General features: G+C 69.6%; 15 protein-coding genes. 9 read left to right on the forward strand and 6 right to left on the reverse strand.

The features are described 5' to 3' along the window. Positions 1–45: 45 nt before the first annotated feature. Positions 46–1,062: a formylglycine-generating enzyme family protein gene (locus CAP_RS43770; protein ID WP_197041012.1), complete on the reverse strand. Its 1,017-nt coding sequence runs from the start codon at positions 1,060–1,062 to the stop codon at positions 46–48. 151 nt (positions 1,063–1,213) lie between these two features. On the opposite strand from CAP_RS43770, the gene uvrA reads away from it, so the two are divergent. Then, complete coding sequence (gene uvrA / locus CAP_RS05220) at positions 1,214–4,147, forward strand: excinuclease ABC subunit UvrA (RefSeq protein ID WP_044236725.1); 2,934 nt, start codon at positions 1,214–1,216, stop codon at positions 4,145–4,147. An 18-nt stretch (positions 4,148–4,165) separates the two neighbouring features. Here the strand turns inward: uvrA and CAP_RS05225 are convergent, their stop codons facing one another. Beyond that, positions 4,166–4,528: a TraR/DksA family transcriptional regulator gene (locus CAP_RS05225; protein ID WP_044236726.1), complete on the reverse strand. Its 363-nt coding sequence runs from the start codon at positions 4,526–4,528 to the stop codon at positions 4,166–4,168. Between the two features lie 355 nt (positions 4,529–4,883). Between CAP_RS05225 and CAP_RS05230 the strand changes: the two genes are divergently transcribed. Then, on the forward strand, positions 4,884–5,762 hold the full coding sequence (locus CAP_RS05230; protein WP_503129123.1) for an NUDIX hydrolase: 879 nt from the start codon (positions 4,884–4,886) through the stop codon (positions 5,760–5,762). Positions 5,763–5,783: 21 nt separating this feature from the next. Continuing rightward, on the forward strand, positions 5,784–6,377 hold the full coding sequence (locus CAP_RS49900) for a response regulator (protein WP_044236727.1): 594 nt from the start codon (positions 5,784–5,786) through the stop codon (positions 6,375–6,377). Between the two features lie 9 nt (positions 6,378–6,386). Here CAP_RS49900 and CAP_RS05240 read toward each other — a convergent pair whose 3' ends face one another. Further along, positions 6,387–8,216, reverse strand: coding sequence for an N-acetylmuramoyl-L-alanine amidase (locus CAP_RS05240; protein WP_044236906.1), 1,830 nt, complete (start codon positions 8,214–8,216; stop codon positions 6,387–6,389). A gap of 168 nt (positions 8,217–8,384) precedes the next feature. On the opposite strand from CAP_RS05240, the gene CAP_RS05245 reads away from it, so the two are divergent. The 3 genes from CAP_RS05245 to CAP_RS05255 all read left to right on the forward strand — a co-directional run bounded on the left by CAP_RS05245 (position 8,385) and on the right by CAP_RS05255 (position 11,332). Next, positions 8,385–8,807, forward strand: coding sequence for a CesT family type III secretion system chaperone (locus CAP_RS05245; protein WP_231511116.1), 423 nt, complete (start codon positions 8,385–8,387; stop codon positions 8,805–8,807). A gap of 58 nt (positions 8,808–8,865) precedes the next feature. Further along, entirely contained in the window at positions 8,866–9,984 is a 1,119-nt protein-coding gene (locus CAP_RS05250) for a hypothetical protein (protein WP_044236728.1), read from the forward strand. Positions 9,985–10,072: 88 nt separating this feature from the next. Next, positions 10,073–11,332 carry a hypothetical protein gene (locus CAP_RS05255; protein WP_156040503.1) on the forward strand — a complete coding sequence of 420 codons (1,260 nt, stop codon included), beginning with the start codon at positions 10,073–10,075 and terminating at the stop codon, positions 11,330–11,332. A gap of 34 nt (positions 11,333–11,366) precedes the next feature. On the opposite strand, the gene CAP_RS05260 is transcribed toward CAP_RS05255, so the two are convergent. After that, positions 11,367–12,647 carry an FHA and sigma-54 interaction domain-containing protein gene (locus CAP_RS05260; protein WP_231511118.1) on the reverse strand — a complete coding sequence of 427 codons (1,281 nt, stop codon included), beginning with the start codon at positions 12,645–12,647 and terminating at the stop codon, positions 11,367–11,369. A gap of 344 nt (positions 12,648–12,991) precedes the next feature. On the opposite strand from CAP_RS05260, the gene CAP_RS05265 reads away from it, so the two are divergent. Both CAP_RS05265 and CAP_RS05270 read left to right on the forward strand, forming a co-directional pair. Further along, positions 12,992–13,855, forward strand: coding sequence for a hypothetical protein (locus tag CAP_RS05265; protein ID WP_156040504.1), 864 nt, complete (start codon positions 12,992–12,994; stop codon positions 13,853–13,855). A 37-nt stretch (positions 13,856–13,892) separates the two neighbouring features. Then, positions 13,893–15,113: a Stp1/IreP family PP2C-type Ser/Thr phosphatase gene (locus tag CAP_RS05270; RefSeq protein WP_052374205.1), complete on the forward strand. Its 1,221-nt coding sequence runs from the start codon at positions 13,893–13,895 to the stop codon at positions 15,111–15,113. Positions 15,114–15,251: 138 nt separating this feature from the next. Here the strand turns inward: CAP_RS05270 and CAP_RS05275 are convergent, their stop codons facing one another. After that, positions 15,252–15,581 (reverse strand): FKBP-type peptidyl-prolyl cis-trans isomerase, encoded by a 330-nt coding sequence (locus CAP_RS05275; RefSeq protein WP_044236913.1) that lies wholly within the window; start codon positions 15,579–15,581, stop codon positions 15,252–15,254. A 114-nt stretch (positions 15,582–15,695) separates the two neighbouring features. On the opposite strand from CAP_RS05275, the gene CAP_RS05280 reads away from it, so the two are divergent. Next, complete coding sequence (locus CAP_RS05280) at positions 15,696–16,640, forward strand: RluA family pseudouridine synthase (protein WP_052374209.1); 945 nt, start codon at positions 15,696–15,698, stop codon at positions 16,638–16,640. A 3-nt stretch (positions 16,641–16,643) separates the two neighbouring features. Here the strand turns inward: CAP_RS05280 and CAP_RS05285 are convergent, their stop codons facing one another. Further along, positions 16,644–17,357 (reverse strand): formylglycine-generating enzyme family protein, encoded by a 714-nt coding sequence (locus CAP_RS05285; RefSeq protein WP_197041013.1) that lies wholly within the window; start codon positions 17,355–17,357, stop codon positions 16,644–16,646. Positions 17,358–17,450: the final 93 nt, after the last annotated feature.

Here is a 17,450-nt window from a genome sequence, read left to right on the forward strand (position 1 = left end):
CCTGCCCCCGGCGCGCCCCGGCGGGTCGCCGCGGCCATGAGGTCGTCATGGCGACGACCGTGGGTCGGCCATGCGCTGGCGCTTCGGGATCCGTGTCGTCGGGGGTGCCGCCGCCCGGGCGCGGCTGCCGTCGAGAGGGTCGGCGCAGCAGCGGAAGCCGACCTGGTAGAAGCGGAAGTCGGGTCCGTGGGAGGTGGTGGTGAGGCGGCAGGTGTTGCGCACGGGCCCCCAGTACCCCCCGTTGAGCGTGGAGGGGTGGAGGGTCGCCGGGTCGTCGGCGAGGTTGTCCGTCCACTCGTCGACGTTGCCGGACAGGTCGTAGGCGCCGAAGCTGCTGATGCAGTCGGGGTGCGCGCCGAGGGGGTCGGCCTGCCAGAGGCGCGCGAGCTCCTCGTCCCGGGTGCTGTCGCGGAGGAGCGCGGAGGCGTCGGCCGGGATCGAGGCGCGATCGACGTTGCAAGGGCTGGGCGATCGGACGAAGCCCCACGGGTAAGGCAGGCGCTTCGGGCCTTCGCAGGCGAGGATCCACTCGGAGCGCCTGCAGAGGTGCTTGCCGGCGCCCGCGCAGAGCGCGCGCGCCTCGTGCCAGTCGACGTAGACGCGAGGCAGCTCGCCGATGCGGTTCGGCCACTCGTATCGATCGATGCAGAAGCGGCGCGGGTCGGGGGGTTCGAGGCAGCGCTGGCCGCGGGCATACTCGGCGCAACCGAAGCCATGCTCCTCGCCTGGCCGGGCGCAGCGGTACGGGAGGGCAGGGCAGAACTCCCCGTCGACCAGGGTCATGTCGGGAGGGCACGCGGCAGCCTGGGTGGGATCGCTGGAGAAGCGATCCTGAGGGCCCGGGGAGCGATGTGGCGCGGGCGCTGGGAGCTGCTCGGTCGAGGAAGACGCGGAAGGAGCTGCGGAGGAAGGCCCGACAGCGGTGCGAGGTGCGTCGGGAGGGGGCTGGGTAGAGGTGTCGCCGTTCATCGCCCGGGCGCGCGCGGGGACGATGCTGGGGCGCGCGGCTTCGTAGGCCACCAGCGTGGCGGCGCCGAGCGCGATACCTGCGCCGCATGCCACGACGATGCTCCTGGTCCGCGCGCGCTCCACCGTCCGAGGGTGCCTCATAACCCAGGTGGGTGGGCGACGGGCGGGGAGAAACACCCGCCAGTGTCCCGAGCACCCACGAGCACCCGCGCGAGCCCGCGTGTGCTAGCTCTTCCAGCCACGCATGGATCGATTGATTGTCCGGGGTGCCCGGCAGCACAACCTGAAGAATGTCAGCGTCTCCATCCCGCGGGACAAGCTGGTGGTGATCACCGGTCCGAGCGGGTCTGGCAAGTCCTCGCTCGCGTTCGACACGATCTACGCCGAGGGCCAGCGCCGGTACGTGGAGTCGCTGTCGGCATACGCGCGGCAGTTCCTGGAGCAGCTCTCCAAGCCGGACGTCGACTCCATCGAGGGCCTGTCGCCGGCCATCGCGATCGAGCAGCGGGCGCTCGCGAAGAGCCCCCGCTCCACCGTGGGGACGGTAACCGAGATCTCGGACTACATGCGCCTCCTGTTCGCGCGGGTGGGCACGCCTCACTGCCCCGCCTGCGGCAAGCGGATCGAGGCGCAGACGGTACAGCAGATCGTCGACCGCATCCTCGGCCTCGACGAGGGCGCGCGCGCCACCATCCTGGCGCCCATCGCCCGCGCCCGGAAAGGTGAGCTGAAGCTCGACATCGAACGGCTGCGGCGCGAGGGTTTCGTGCGGGCGCGCATCGACGGAGAGATCGTGGATCTCGGGGACGAGCTCGTCCTCGATCGGAGCCGGCCGCACGATCTCGATGTGGTGATCGATCGCATCGTGATCAAGGAGGGGATCAAGGGGCGCCTCACCGACTCCGTGGAGCTCGCGCTCAAGCTTGGGGATGGCCGGCTCCTCGTCGACATCTCCAGCGAGGGGGTGAAGGTCGAGCCGTTGTGGATGAGCGAGCGGTTCGCCTGCATCGACTGCGGCATCTCGCTGCCACCCATCGAGCCACGGATGTTCTCGTTCAACGGGCCGCACGGCGCATGCCCGGCCTGCGACGGGATCGGGGCACGCACCAGGATCGATCCGGACCGGGTGGTGCCCGACGCGCGCCGGACGTTGCGAGAAGGCGCGGTGGTGGCGTGGGGGCGACGCGGCTCGCTGAGGCTTTCCACGGAGACGGAGCGCGCGGTGACGGCCCTCGGAGCGGACCCGGACGTGGCCTGGTCCAAGCTGCCAGCGGCGACGCGCGAGGCCATCTTGCACGGCTCCGAGGCGCAGACTGGCCGCGGCAAGAAGCGAGGGGCCTACGAAGGCATCATCTCGCGGCTCGAGAAGCTCCTCGCGAACGGCGAGGCGCAGGTGGGCGGCTCCGAGGACGACGACGACGGCTTCGACGACGACGCTGGCTCACTCGGGGACGAGCTGGGGCGCTTCGTGGTCACCCGCGTGTGCGACGCCTGCGAAGGGCGCCGGCTCCGGCCGGAGGCGCTGGCCGTGCAGCTCGGCAGCAGGAACATCGCCGACGTCGGGACGCTGGCGCTCCGCAACCTGCGCACCTTCCTGGAAGACCTCGTGCCCGAGGGGAGCGCCAGCGGCGGTGAGGCGGTGCTGATGCCGCGCGAGCGGGCGATCGCGGAGCCCCTCCTCCGCGCGGTGATCGCGCGCCTCGGCTTCCTCATCGACGTGGGTCTGGATTACCTGACGCTCGATCGATCGGCGCAGACGCTCTCCGGCGGCGAGGGTCAGCGCATCCGGCTGGCGACCCAGATCGGCGCGGCGCTGGTGGGGGTGCTCTACGTGCTCGACGAGCCGTCGGTGGGGCTCCACGCGCGCGACAACACGCGTCTCCTCGAGGCGCTCCGGCGCCTGTGCGACCTCGGCAACACCATCATCGTGGTGGAGCACGACCGCGACGCGATCCTCGCAGCGGACCACGTGATCGACATGGGCCCCGGCGCGGGCGTGCACGGGGGGACGGTGATCTCCCAGGGAACGCCGGCCGAGATCTCCGCAGATCCGACCTCGATCACCGGACCTTACCTGTCCGGCAAGAAGCAACTGCCCATCCCGACGAAGCGTCAGCGCCCCGACGGTCGGTTCATCCGGGTGTCCGGCGCGCGCGCCCACAACCTGCGCAATGTCACTGCCGAGATCCCGATCGGGCTGTTCTGCACGGTGACCGGCGTGTCTGGTTCCGGCAAGTCGAGCCTCATCGTCGACACCCTGCTGCCAGCCGCGAAGAACGAGCTTTACCGGAGCTCGGCGCCGGTGGGCGCCTGCGACGGCATCGAGGGACTGACGCACATCGACAAGGTGATCTCCATCGATCAGGCGCCCATCGGGCGAACACCCCGCTCGAACCCGGCGACGTACACGGGGGTCTTCAGCCTGCTGCGCGAGCTCTACGCCGGCCTGCCCGAATCACGCACGCGCGGCTACAAGGCCGGACGGTTCTCGTTCAACGTGAAAGGCGGGCGCTGCGAAGCGTGTCAGGGAGACGGCGTACTCCGCATCGAGATGCACTTCCTCCCCGACATCTTCGTGACCTGCGAGACCTGCGGGGGGCGACGGTACAACCGCGAGACGCTGGAGGTGCTCTACAGGGGCATGTCCATCGCCGATGCCCTCGCGCTCACCGTGGAGCAGGCGATCGAGCAACTCGACGCCATCCCCCGCATCCGCGAGCGCCTGGTGGCGCTCTCGCGGGTGGGGCTCGGCTACATCACCCTCGGTCAGCCGGCCACCACCCTGTCGGGTGGCGAGGCTCAGCGCGTCAAGCTCGCCAGGGAGCTGGCCCGCAAGGCCACGGGGCGCACGCTCTACGTGCTGGACGAGCCCACCACCGGCCTTCATTTCTCCGACATCGAGGTCCTCACGGCCAGCCTGACGAGCCTGCGCGACGCCGGAAACACGGTGCTCGTGATCGAGCACAACCTCGACGTGATCGCGTGCAGCGACTGGGTGATCGACCTCGGCCCGGAGGGGGGCGAGCGCGGCGGGACCATCGTCGCCACGGGCACACCCGAGGACGTGGCCCAGACGGACGCATCTCATACCGGTCAGTACCTGCGCGAAGTGCTGGGCAGGAGGAAGAAGTCGGCAGCGCCGGGGGCCAAGGGGCGACCGGCAGCCAAGGCGAAGTAGCCCGAGGGCGCGCTCAGGTCAGCCGTAATCCTTCTCGACGCGTTCCTGGTCCTCTTTGCAGCGGATGCAGAGGGTGGTCTCCGGACGCGCCTCCAGGCGCTTGACCGTGATCTCCTCCTCGCACTCCTCGCAGTTGCCGAACGTGCCGTCCTCGATCTTGGCGAGCGCCTTGTCGATCTTGTCGAGGAACGATTTCTCCCGGCCACGCAGGCGGAACGTGAACGACTGGAGGTACTCGCTCGACGCGAGGTCCATCTCGTCGGGGAGGTCGTTCGCATCGAGCGCCATGTCCTCGTTCAGCGTCTGCTGGGCCTTCTTGAGGATCTCGTCACGCTTCGTTTCGAGCAGGGTCTTGAACTTCTTGAGCTGGACCTTGTTCATGTGTCCTCTCGCGTCGTTGACGCCTCTGCCTGGGGAGGGTGGCCCCGATCACTGTGAGCCCCGGGAGGCCTCCGCAGACACCCCGGATGGGTCGACGCGGCTCAGCAGCATGTCCGGAGAGTAGAAGACCTCTCCGGGTTCAGGGCGTGAAAATCGATGAATGCCGTTTGTGGACACGCACGCCACGCGCGCCACGCGCGCCACGCGCCCCTGGCGTGAATGTGCACATCAGGGACTGGTCAGGGCGGTGCGCAAACACGAACAGGGCCTTCCCTGAACCAGTCGCGAACACGGGCAGTTTCCCGTTCGCCACCATCTGCAGAGAGGCGGGACAACTTGACGGAAGAAAGCTCACATGGAAGATATTTCTCCTAGATTGCTGGATTTTGATCAGACTCGAATTGGCGCAGAACCCAAGGATGCCGCCACCATCATCGTCCTCCGTGAAGATGGGGGCCGGCTGGAGGTTTTCTGCGTGCAGAGGCATGCACGCTCGGCCTTTCTGGGGGGAGCGGTGGTGTTCCCTGGGGGCAAGGTGGACCCCGGTGATGGCGGAGAGCACTGGGCGGTGAGGACGGCCGCGTTGCCGGCGCGCATCGAGGAGTTTGCCAGCGAGCGGGCCACGGCGCGGGCGCTCGGGGTGGCGGCGTGCCGGGAAGCGCTGGAGGAAGGCGCGATCCTGCCTGTGGATGGGCCACTCCCCGATGCCGAGGTGGTGGGCATCCAGCGCGAGTTCCTGGCGGGTACGCCGCTCGAAGCGTGCCTCGGGCGGCGCGGGCTGCGCCTCGATCTGAGCGCGCTCGTCCCCTTCTCGCGGTGGGTCACGCCCGAGGCCGAGGCGCGCAGGTTCGATGCCCGCTTCTTCCTGCTTGCCTTGCCGGCTGGGCAGGTCGGACGACACGACGACCACGAGACCACCATGAGCTTCTGGGCGGCTCCGGCCGACGTGCTCGAGCGCGCCACCCGTGGCGAGATCTTCCTCGCACCCCCGACGTCGCGGGCGCTGGAGCACCTCTCGGAGGTCTCCGATCTGCGGGGAGCGTTCGCGCTCGCCGCGCAGCAATGCCTCGCGCCCATCTGCCCCCGTTTCGTCGCGGGAGAGCCGTCTTACCTCGCCTTGCCTGGCGATCCGTCGCACGAAATTCGAGAGCGGCGCAGCGCAGGGCCGACCCGGTACGTCCTGCGCGAGGGACGGTTCATCAGTGAAGACCCGCCCCCACCCGGCAACCCCTGACCCGAGGAGTGGAGAGAAGCCATGGAGCCGAACCCGAAAGAGACGACGACACAGCAGATCCCCGAGCTGTTCACGGCGAGCGACGTGGCTCGCTTCTGCCAGGTGGATCTGAAGACCATCCACAACTGGGCCGACAAGGGAGAGATCCGGCACTTCCGGACCCCCGGGCGACACCTCCGCTTCCGGAGGCTGGACGTGCTCGATTTCCTGCGGAAGTACGGCTACCCGATCCCGGAGGTGCTCCGCCAGGGCAAGCCCAAGGTGGTGGTGGTCGACGAGGATCCGGCAGTGCTCGCGTCTCTGCGCAAGGTGCTCTCGAAGCGCTTCGATCTGACCACCTTCCAGGACCCCTTCGATGCGCTCGTCGCGGTCGGCTCGTTGCAGCCCGACGCGATGATCCTCGACGTGAAAATGCCCGGGCTCGACGGGATCCGCTGTCTGGAGCGCATGCGCTCGCTCGAAGCCACCTCCCACATCCGCTGCATCGTCTACTCGGACGCCGAGGACATGAGGAAGAACGCGACCGATGCGGGCGCGTACGACTTCATCAAGAAAGGCGAGATGGGCGAGCTGCGCGACTCTCTCGAGCGGCTGATGGGGCTCGAACGGCCGTAAATGAGGGGCTTACTTGCCCTCGCGGAAGGCGCGGATGGCGTTGACCACGGCGTCCGCCATCTTCTGACGGAAGTCGGCCGTCGCGAGCCTCGCCTCGTCCTCGGGGTTGGAGATGAATGCGGTCTCGAAGAGGACCGCCGGCATGTCGGCGCCGACGAGCACGTAAAAGCCTGCCGACTTGACGCCCTGATCCCGGATGTCCGGGTAGCGAGGCGTGAGGGACGAGAGGGCAGAGCGCTGGAGGAGGCCCGCGAAGTGGTGCGATCGGTCCGCCAGATTGCCCACGTTCAGACCGGAGAGGATGGCCGAGACCTCGGCGACGAGCGCAGGATCGCTCGCGACGCCGCGGGCTGACGCATTCTCTCGGGCTGCGACGCGCGCGGCGGATCGATCGGCCTCGCGTGCAGCGTCGATGGAGAAGGTCTGGACACCACGGGCGAGGCCATCCTCGCTGGCATTGCAGTGGATGGAGACGAACAGATCGGCGTGAAAGGCATTGGCCCGGGCCGCCCTCATGTCGAGCGGCACGTACACGTCGTTGTCGCGCGTGAGGAGCGTCTCGATCTTGAGGTCACGCGCGAGGATCGGCGCCACGCGGTGAGCGATGTCCAGGGTGATGTCTTTCTCTTTGAGCCCGGTCGGCCCGACCGCGCCTGCATCTGCGCCTCCGTGCCCTGGATCGATGGCGACGCGGCGCACCGCGCGCGGGCCAGGCTCCTGGCTGGATTTCCCCTCACCCGTGGGGGTCCTGGTGCTCACATCCACGACGATGCGAAACGGATCCGGAAGGTAGTAGATGCGCCTGTAGAGCGAGGCGGCGAGATCCAGCACCACGCGGGTCCCCTCCGCCTGTGCGCCGACACGGATGCGACGGAGCGCGCCGCCGACCTGCGTTTCTCGAGCAATGCCTCGCGCTGTCGCGCCCGCGATGTCGAGAAAGACGCGCGCATCCTTGCCCGAGGCTTCGTCCGCTGGCAGCGAGCCGACCTTGAAGGTCGTCGGCCCGGTGAGCTGGATGATGACGCGCGCTCCCATCTCCGATCCATGCCGCTCGATGGCCGCAATCTTGATGGGACCCGCCGGCTTGTCGGCGACCCGCGGCGCGAGCACCAGATCGGCGCCCGGGTCGGCCGTGGAGATCGACACCGGGCTCGCGGCGCTGGCTGCTACCGAGGCGGATGGGGCCGCGGAGGACAGCACCGGGGATGACGCCGGGGCGCTGCCGAGCACGGACTGCTCGGCACGGTGGCCCTCTTGCTCGAGAGCGCGCAGGTACTCACCCGAGGGACGGTACGCCACCGCGCGTGCGAGCGTCTTCTCGACGACGTCGAGGCAAGCAGAGCGGGCTGGACGCGGCGATTCTGCGGCGGCCGCGGAGGCGGAGGGCGAGGCGCCACGCCGTCCTTCATGCGCCGCGTGACGACGGGAGACCAGGTAGAGCTCCCGGTAGGTGACGGCTGCATCGCCGGCGAGGTCCCCGGCGAACAGCGCCCTCTGACGCTCTGCTTCGCACGCGGCCTCGGCGTCGCCGCTGGTACGGAACGCGGCGGCTGCGGCGCCGTGGAGTTCGAGGGCCTCGCGGCCATCGCTCTCGACACGATCGAGGCGGTAGAGCCGCACCCGAAGCGCAGCCGCCAGCTCCGCCAGCTCCGCGCCGCGGGCCGTGGCTCCGGCGTGCGAGGAGGCGATGGCGACGGCATCCGCAAGCGCAACGGTCTCGGCGCGCGACGGGAGCGGGGCCTCGGGCGCGAGCAAGAGGCGGGCACGTTCCTCTGCGGTCGGCGCCGTGGGCCCGGGCGGAGCCTCGCCCCCGCCGCACCCGAGCGCCGCAAAAACCACCACCGCCGAGGCGCACAGGGCGTTACGATACGCCGGCGCTACGACGCCAAGACCCGCCGGAGGCTTCACGTGTCCAACCCCACGTCAGCACCCACGTCAGCACCCACGTCAGCACCCACGTCAGCTCCCACGTCAGCAGCCATATCTGAGCCCATCTATGCCGACCGGTTGTCCGGAGAGAAGTTCGCCGACGCCGTGACCATGGTCAACGCGTATCTCGCCCGCTATGTGCGGCAGACGCATCAGGAGCCCGTGGCGCTCGACGAGAGCGGGTACGCACAGCTCCACCAGGGCACCACCACGGTGGGCGTCAACGTGCTCGAAGATCGCGGGGTGCTGATGCTCTTCGCCCCCGTGATCCCCGTCCCTCCCGTCGGGGTGGAGCGCCTTTACCGCCGGCTCCTGGAGGCGAGCTTCGTGCAGACCTCCGACGCCGCATTTGCCATCGATCGTACGCGGGACGAGGTGGTGGTCCGCAGCCTGCGACGCCTCTCCGCGCTGGACTACGAGGAGTTCGAGGACCTCGTGGTGACCGTAAGTCAGGTCGCCGATAGCTGGCATGACGAGCTACGGCGCGAGTTCGAGCGCTGAGCATCGACCTGGCAGCATTGCAGCGCCAGGCTGCCGGGTGGTAAGGTGCGCCCCGGCAATGGCCGGACAGAGTGGAGTAGCTGCTGCGAGAGGGAGCGCCCTGTCCGTCGAGGATGCAGAGCGGTTCGCCGCGCTCATCGTGCCGTCCTGGGAACTCGACGAAGTCCCCTCGGCGGCGCGTGCGCCTCAGGATGCCCTTCCGGCGGCAGCCGCGGCCCCTGCGTCTCCCGCCGAGGAGCGCGAGGAGCGCGAGGAGCGCGAGGAGCGCGAGGAGCGCGAGGAGCGCGAGGACGACCAGGCTCGTGTCGACGTCGCCCTGGACGCGGAGAGCGCTCTCAGGACCGGCGACCCTGCGGGCGATCCAAGCGGACCAGGTTCCCCGACGGAGGACAGCGTCAGCCCTTCGCCAGCTCCCCCGGAGGCAGCCCCCGCCGAAGCTGCTCCCCAGGCTGACGAAGCCTTCACCGCGCCCGCCCAGGCTCCTCGGAAAGAAACCGCAGCTTCGGCCTTCTCCGACGAGGGTGCACGTTCGCCCCTCACCGCAGCGCATGCATCACGCTCGGCCAAGACGGCGACGGCGTCCCCTGCCCCCGTCGCTGCCCTCTCGCCGACCAGCGCTCCGGACGAAGAATCCGTGGAGCTCCCGGTCACCGGTGGTGGAGCTGGCACCGTGCTCAAGATCGTCCTCGTGGCAGCAGCCCTGGCCGGGGTGTTCCTGGGAGGGCGCGCGCTGCTCGGGGGAGCGGCGAACGAGACGACCGAAGCTCCAGGCCCTGTCGCCCCGTCCACCACGCCAGTGACCATCGCCCCCACGGTGCAGGCAGCAGCGGCAGAACAACCGCCGCCGGTCGCCCTCACGGTCACGCCTCCCTCTCCGCCTCCCTCCCCTCCCGAGACAGTGACGAGCCTCCCTGTCGAACCAGCGCCTCCCACAGGGTCCGCGGAGGCCGCTACCAAGGCCCCGGAGCCGCCTTCCACGGCCACGCGCGCGACTGCGCAGCCGAAGGAAGCCACGCCCGTGGCGACTCCCGCGAAGCCGACCACGACGGCCAAGCAACCCTCGACATCCACACCCGTGTCGGCGAGGAAGCCGACCACCCCGACTCCGAAGGGGCCGTCCCCAGGGGCCGGGAGCACCAAGAGCGGCAGCGGGATCATCCGCGACGCTCCTTTCTGAAGGGCTGCGCTCCCCGAGGCGGGAACGCGACAGGGCATGCGTTTCGGTGTGCGCTCCGGGCGACCACCGCTGTTTCGAGTGAGGATCCATGAAGCTACGCGCTGGCGTCTCCGTACTCTTGTTTTCCTTCGTCTTTCCCGCCGCGCTCACGGGCATGGGGCAGGGGTCGCTCCCCTTCGCCGAGAAAGAGAGCTTTGCTCAGCAAGCCGACGCCGTGACCGAGGTGGCGCGACAGCGCTACGACGACGGGGTGAAGGCCTATGACGCAGGCCGTTTCGAAGATGCCCGCAGCGCGTTCCTGCAGGCTTACGCCTTGAAGCGCCACCCTGCGGTCCTGCTCAACCTCGGCCAGAGCGAGATCCGGGCTGGCTACCATCCCGACGCGGGGAACCACTTCCAGCAGTTCCTGCGGGAGCACAAGGCTGCGACGCCCGAGCAGAAGGCTGCCGCCGAGAAGGGCATTGCGGACGCGAAGAAAAAGGCAGGCTTCATCGTCGTCATCGTCGACGCGGAGGGCGCCGAGGTGAGCGTCGACGGCGTGGTGACGGGCAAGGCGCCTCTCCTCGATCCGCTCTTCGTCAAGCCCGGCAAGCACACGGTGGCCGCGTCGTACGGCGGGAAATCTACCTCGACGCAGGTGGACGCGCGGCCGGCAGCGGCGGCAGCCGCCAACCTGGTGCTCGGTGTGTCCGGCGCACCCCAGGCAGCCCCCGTGCCTGCGCCCCAGCCCTCCGGCCCCGCGACTGGCGCCCCCTCCGGAGGACCTGCAACCGCGCCTGCGACATCGTCTGCACCTGCCGCCGGTGACAACGGGTTCACCCTCTCCACCTCCGGCGACCTCGCCTCGGGCGATGTCCCCACCGGCAAGCGCGAGCCCATCCTGAGCTGGTACAAGCGCAAGCCCATCGCCTGGGCAGGCACCGGCGTCGCGGGTGTCGGTCTCATCACCGGGACCGTGTTCTCGATCCTCGCGGCGGGTTCCAGTAGCCGCGCCGCGGATGTGGCCAGCGACATCGACAAGTTTGCGAAGGACCACCCCGAGTCCACCCAGGGGAGGGGCAGCGGCTACTGCGGACCTCGCGACGCCCCCTCCCGCGACCTCCCCGGTTACGAGACGGCCTGCAATGCGTTGCGTGATGATCTGGATACTTACGACACCCAGTTCGCGCTGGCGGTGACCGGCTGGGTCGTGTTCGGCATCGGCGCCATCGGGACGGCGACGTACGCCATGCTCGACTGGTATCCGAAGAAGGTGCCTGAATCGGCCTCGATCGCACCTCGGGTCACCTCCATCGCTCCGCTGATCGCCCCCGGTCAGGCCGGCCTCGGCATCGCTGGCACCTTCTGACGGAGCGGCAAACAACCGCCGCAACCCACCGCCATCACAGCGCGCCAGCCGCGCGGAGGAGGTCACGCATCGTGGTGCGTGGCATCTCCGCGCGACGCGCGGCCGCGCTGATGTTCCCGCCGACCTCCTCGAAGACCTTCAGCGCATCTGCGGGAGTGACCCGCCGCTTGAAAGGTGGCGCGCGCTCCACGAGGACGGCAGAGATGTGCTCCGGTAGCACGCTGCCGCCATCCGCGAGGAGGGCAGCCTGGACGAGCACGTTGCGCAGCTCGCGGACGTTGCCCGACCAGCGGTGGGCGCGCAGTGCCGCGAGGGCGCCTGGCGAGAGCGTGCAAGCTCCGATCTCGGAGTGCTCGAGCAGGTGGCGGGCGAGCAGCGGGATGTCGTCATCCCTTTCCCTGAGCGGCGGCACGAGCAACCGGCACACGGCGAGTCGCTCGTAGAGGTCGGCGCGGAACAGCCGCTCGCTCACGAGCGCTTCGAGGGGCTCGCAGGTGGCGACGACCAGGCGGACATCCACCTTGCTCGCCACGTCCGTGCCCAGCGGGCGCACCACCCCCTCCTCGACGACGCGCAGCATCTTCGCCTGGAGCTCCGGCGACATCGTGGCGATCTCGTCCAGGAACAGCGTTCCTCCGTCGGCTGCCTGGAAGGCCCCGCGCCGATCGCGGAGCGCGCCCGTGAAAGCGCCGCGCTTGTGCCCGAACAGCTCCGACTCCGCCAGCTCGCGCGAGATCGTCGCGCAGTTCAGCGCCACGAACGGCCCCCTCCTGCGATCGCTCTCCTCGTGGACGGCCTGGGCGATCAGATCCTTGCCGGTCCCCGACTCCCCCCGCAGCAGCACCGGCAGCCGGAGCGGCGCGACCTTGCGGACCGATGCCGCGAGCTGACACATGACGCGCGAACGCCCGACGAGCTGCTTGAGGGGCGGCGCGTCGTCGCCCACGGGGTTCATGCGCGCCGCGTCGACCCGCACCAGCGTATGCCCGATCTCGAAGGCGCCTCCCGGATGGAGGCGCGCTTGCTGCACACGCACCCCGCCCACCCGCACTCCGTTCCTGGAACCGAGATCCAGGACCTCGATGGAGTCACCGCGGTGCACCACCCTGCAATGCCGGCCGCTGATCGCCGGATCGATCACCCGCATCGGCGCGACCTTGCTGCTACCAAGGACGATCTCCTCGCCGGGAGCGAGCGGCGTGCGCGCAGCGGGAATCGCTTCGGTCTCGCCACTCTCGACGCGCAGCCAGATGGCCGCAAGCGGAGCCCCGTCGGCCCCGAGATCCAGGGTCGGATCGCGGCTCGACCACGCCACGCTCACAGCGCGCGCCCCGGTGGAACCGCTGACGGTCCGACCTCCCAGCGGCAGATGGGGTTCCGCACCGCGCTCCACCATGCCGGCAGCGCCAGCGCGCTCGCGGAGGGACGGCCCAGGGAGAGGAAGGCGAGAGGAGGAAGAGAGAGAAAGGGAGGGGAGGGAATCGTTCATGGTGCCTACCTGGGTTATCGGCAGGCACACGGGGCCAGTTGCGCGGCATCTTCAGGGCCGGACCATTTTGTTCGGGAGGACCAGCTCACTTCCGTAACGGCATCTTCTTTCCCCTTCCTTCCCCACGGGTCCCGTTTGCGTTGGCGACGCGCCTGTTCTACAGGCCTGCTGTGCGATCGCGCGTAACCAGGTGGTCCCTGCCGGTGGTCGGCCTCGTGATGGCGGCAGCGCAGCTCACGTCGAGCACCGCGCGCGCTCAGACCCCGCCCCCGCCCGACAGCACCGACGCGACGGGTGCCGCCCCCGCGGATGACGAGGAAGGCCCGGAGGCAGGCGTCAAGAGACCGCCCGCCCCGGACCAGCGCGCAGGGCACGTGTTGCTCCAGCCACGGATCTCCCTCGCGGTCCCTTTCGCGGACCTCGCGGTCGATCTGCCGGCCAACGTGGTCGTCGGTGCCGGTGTGGCCTTCGGCGTCAATGCGGGCGTAGGGCTTGGGCGCTCCGCGGTGCTCCAGGCGACCGGAAACTATGCCCTCTTGCCGGGCTCCGCCCGGTGCAACGACTGCTCGGGGCAGAGCCTCGACCTCGGCTTGGGGCTTGCCTACCACCTGACCCAGGGGCTCGCCTTCGACCCCTGGATCAGCTACGCCGTCGGTTACCGTCGCTCCTCCTTCGAGGGCCAGGCCCAGACCAGCCGCCTTGCGTTCAACGGTGGCGTCTTCCAGGGGATCGACGCCGCCCGCATCGCGCTCGGGGGTGATTTCTATCCCCTCCCCTGGCTGGGCTTCGGCCTCTTCCTGGGCCTGGACGTGGGCACCTACGTGGTCCGGCCCGAAGGCCTGGGCCGCTCCACGTACGGGAATTTCACGGCCGGCTTCCAGATCGCGCTCGACCCCATCCGCCAGCGGCTCGAGGCGCCGACCCGGACAGGGAATGGCGCCCAGAAGGCGACAGGGATGCGGAGCGCCCCTGCCGGAGGAGCCACCGGCCTGGACCTCCAGGCGGAGTCGAGGCGATCCTTCGCAGGAATCTAGGCGGCGGGCCCGTTCAGCCCGCTATAATCCGCGACGAATGGGCGAGATGAGGACGAGCGGCGGCACCAGACCCGCGGCTGCCGCTGTGACCGACGTCGGTCGCCAGCGCAAACACAACGAGGATCATGTCCTCGTGAGGCCGGAGCTCGGCCTGTTCGTGGTTGCCGACGGGATGGGCGGGCACAATGCGGGCAACGTGGCCAGCGCTCTCGCTGCCACGTCGCTCGACAACTTCTTCGAGGCCACGCAGACCGGGGAGCTCCCGGGGCCGGCGCCCGACGAGGTCGACCTGCCACCCGAAGCGCGACGCGTGGTCGCCGGGATCCGCAAGGCCAACCACGATGTCTTCGTCATCTCCAGCACCCACAGCCAGCACCAGGGCATGGGGTCGACGGTGGTCGCGGCGCACCTGGCGCTGGATCACATCCACGTCGCCCACGTGGGCGACAGCCGCTGCTACCGGATCCGCAACGGCACCATCGAGCAGCTCACGAAGGATCACTCGCTCATCAACGATGCCCTCGCGCTCAAGCCCGACCTGACGCCCGAGGAGCTGGCGCGTCTCCCGAAGAACATCATCACCCGCGCCCTCGGCATGAAGGACGCGGTCAAGGTCGACATCCGCACCGAGCCCGTCCAGCCAGGAGACCTGTTCCTGCTCTGCTCCGACGGCCTCAGTGGGATGGTCAACGACGAGCAGATCCTCGACGTCTTCGAGTTCACCCGCGAGCCGCAGGAGGCTTGCGAGCTGCTCATCGCCATGGCGAACGAGGCCGGCGGCACCGACAACATCTCGGCGCTGATCGTCCGGATCGACAGCGATGAAGAACCCTCGGTGCGCCCTGCGAGCAGCGCGGAGACGTACCAGCTCGATGAGCTGGGCATGTTGCTGCCGCGCACCCCCGGCACGCCCGGTGACGCGCAGCACGAGCAAGACGCCTTGTCGAGCGACGACGGGGGCGACGCCGAGGACATCCCCTCTGCTCCGCCGACGCCAGGTCAGGAGCGCGAAGACACCCGCCGCACGCCCTGGGGCTCCCCGCCCTCCAGCGTCGTTCAACAATCGGATCGCCCCCCGCCCTCTGCAGGTCGCTACGTCGCGGTCTCCGCCCGCTCCGCGTCGTCGCCTCCGCCGGACGACTCGTCCCGGCGCCGCAAGCACGTCGAGGTGCGCGTCGCGCGCTGCGCCAACTGCGGCTACGAGCTGTTCATCGGCAACAACTTCTGCGTCGAGTGCGGCGCGCCCCTCAAGCTCTGAGGCTGTCGGGATCCGGGTTCTCCCGGTTCTGTGGGCCTCTGGGGCTCCCGCGCTCACCCGTCTCCGGGGCGCCGCACGTCACGTTCTCACCCGAGAGGAACACCTACGGGCACCCCGCAAGCTGGAGTGCCCGGGGCCTCACTTGACCTCGAGGAGCTCGACCTCGAACAGCAGCGTGGAGTTCGGCGGGATCACCGGAGGAAACCCGCGCGCGCCGTACCCGAGATCCGGCGGGATCGTCAGCTTGCGCGTACCGCCCACGCGCATCCCGGCGACGCCCTGGTCCCAGCCCTTGATCACCTGCCCACCCCCGAGCTTGAACGAGAACCCTTTGCCTCGGTCACGGGAGCTGTCGAACTTGCTGCCGTTCGTCAACGTGCCGACGTAGTGCACGGTCACCGAGTGGCCTGCCTTCGCCTCGGCGCCCTGTCCCACCGTGACATCCTCGATCCCCAGATCTGCTTGCATCATGCGCTCCTTTCGCGCGCGCATGGGAGGGGAGGCAGGGTTGTGCGTCAAGCGGAACCCGAACGGGAGGCATGCGCGATGGGCATGCGGGGCAAGAGCGCTATAGTCCCGGCAATGGCGCAGCCCGCGCACTCCACACGGTTCCGGTTCACTGCCCGCAAGGAGGATCAGGGTCTCCGTCTCGACCAGGTCCTCGCGGCGAACGTCCCTGGCCTCTCGCGACGGCAGGCGCGCGTGCTCCTCGACCTCGGCGGCGTGTTCGTCGATGGCGCCCGGGTCAAGGTCGCGGGCCGCACCATGCGCGCCGGGCAGGAGATCATCGCCCACCTCGGAGGAGCGCTGCGCCGCGCCACCAAGGACGTCGGCGAAGCGGCCCGGGCCCGCGACGAGGCCTCCCTGCCCCCGCACCGCATCGTCTTCCAGGACGACGACCTCGTCATCGTGGACAAGCCCGCCGGCCTCGTCACCGCGCCCACGCCGGAGAGCGACCGCAACAACCTCGCCGAGATCCTCCGCCGCGCCCTCGGCGGTGAGATCTTCGTGGTGCACCGGCTCGACCTCGACACGAGCGGCCTGCTCGTCTTCGCGCGCACCCCCGCGGCCAACCGCGATCTCAGCGAGCGCATGCGCGTGCACGCCGTCGATCGTCAGTACCTCACCGTCCTCCGGGGTGCGCCGCCCACCGAAGCGCGCACCATCGACGTCCCCGTGGGCGGTCGGCGCGCGGTCACCCACCTCTCCATCGTCGAGCGCCTCCCGGTGGGCGCGACCCTCGCGCGGTGCCGCCTGGAGACGGGCCGCACCCACCAGATCCGCATCCACATGCAGCACCTCGGGCACCCGGTGCTCGGCGACACCCGCTACGGCGTGCCGTCTCCCTTCGACCCTCCGCGCCTTGCGCTCCACGCCACCTGCCTCGGCTTCCCTCACCCCCGCACCGGCGATCCCCTCGCCTTCGAGAGCCCCTTGCCGGCAGACCTCGCGGGGTGGCTCGACGGCCTGCGCGCGGCGCGCGTGCCGCGCGTGCCGCGCGTGCCCACCGACGTCAACCCCGACTGAGCCCTACTTGCAGCAGCGAAACCCGGTCGAGTAGTCGTGGTAGCTCGGCGCGTGCGCGGTCGTCTTGTACGCGCAGCCATCGCCGTTCTGGGTGGTGTCGAGGTAGTAGCCGCCGCGGAACGTGCCGCCCTTCGCGGCCGTCCACTCGTGCAGGTTCCCCACCATGTCGTAGACGCCGAAGCTGCTCTTGCACCGCTTGTGCGCGCCCGTGTTCGCCAGCGTTCCCTTGAGCTGGTTCAACCGGCCATCGTTCATGTTGGCCCACGTGTACGACGCGAGCGGCGCCTCGGCCCCGTCCTCGCCGTAGTAGTGGTTGAACGACGAGACCCCACCATCGTTGCAGTAGCCGTTCTTGCGCTCGTCCCCGTATGGAAAGCTCGTGGGGCGCTTGCCCTTGCAGGCCGTCAGCCACTCCTCGTCGGAGCAGAGCCGCTTGCCGGCGCTCTGGCAGGCATCCTCCGCCTGATCGCGGCTGATGTACGCCTGGGGCTTCACCCCCTTCTTGCTCACCGCCTTCACCTTCTTCCCCGCCACGGGGCTGAACGGCGAGTGCGTGCGCGTCTTGCCGCGCGGGAGCACCTCCACGGTGCTCGCTTCGTAGGCATCAATGCAGTAACGCCCCTGCACCTGCACCATGCCCTTCGGGCACCCCTTCCCCTTGGCAGACGCTGGCCGCAGGCTGGGGAAGCCGAACGCGCCGAATGCCACGAGAGCCACGGCAGCCAGGATCAAGGGGAGCGGACGACGCGGAAGGGAGGGCATCCTCATGACACTGCGGGAGGGGTCCCCCTGGCCAGATACCCCATCCTT

The organism is Chondromyces apiculatus DSM 436, assembly GCF_000601485.1.
Lineage (GTDB): Bacteria > Myxococcota_A > Polyangia > Polyangiales > Polyangiaceae > Chondromyces > Chondromyces apiculatus.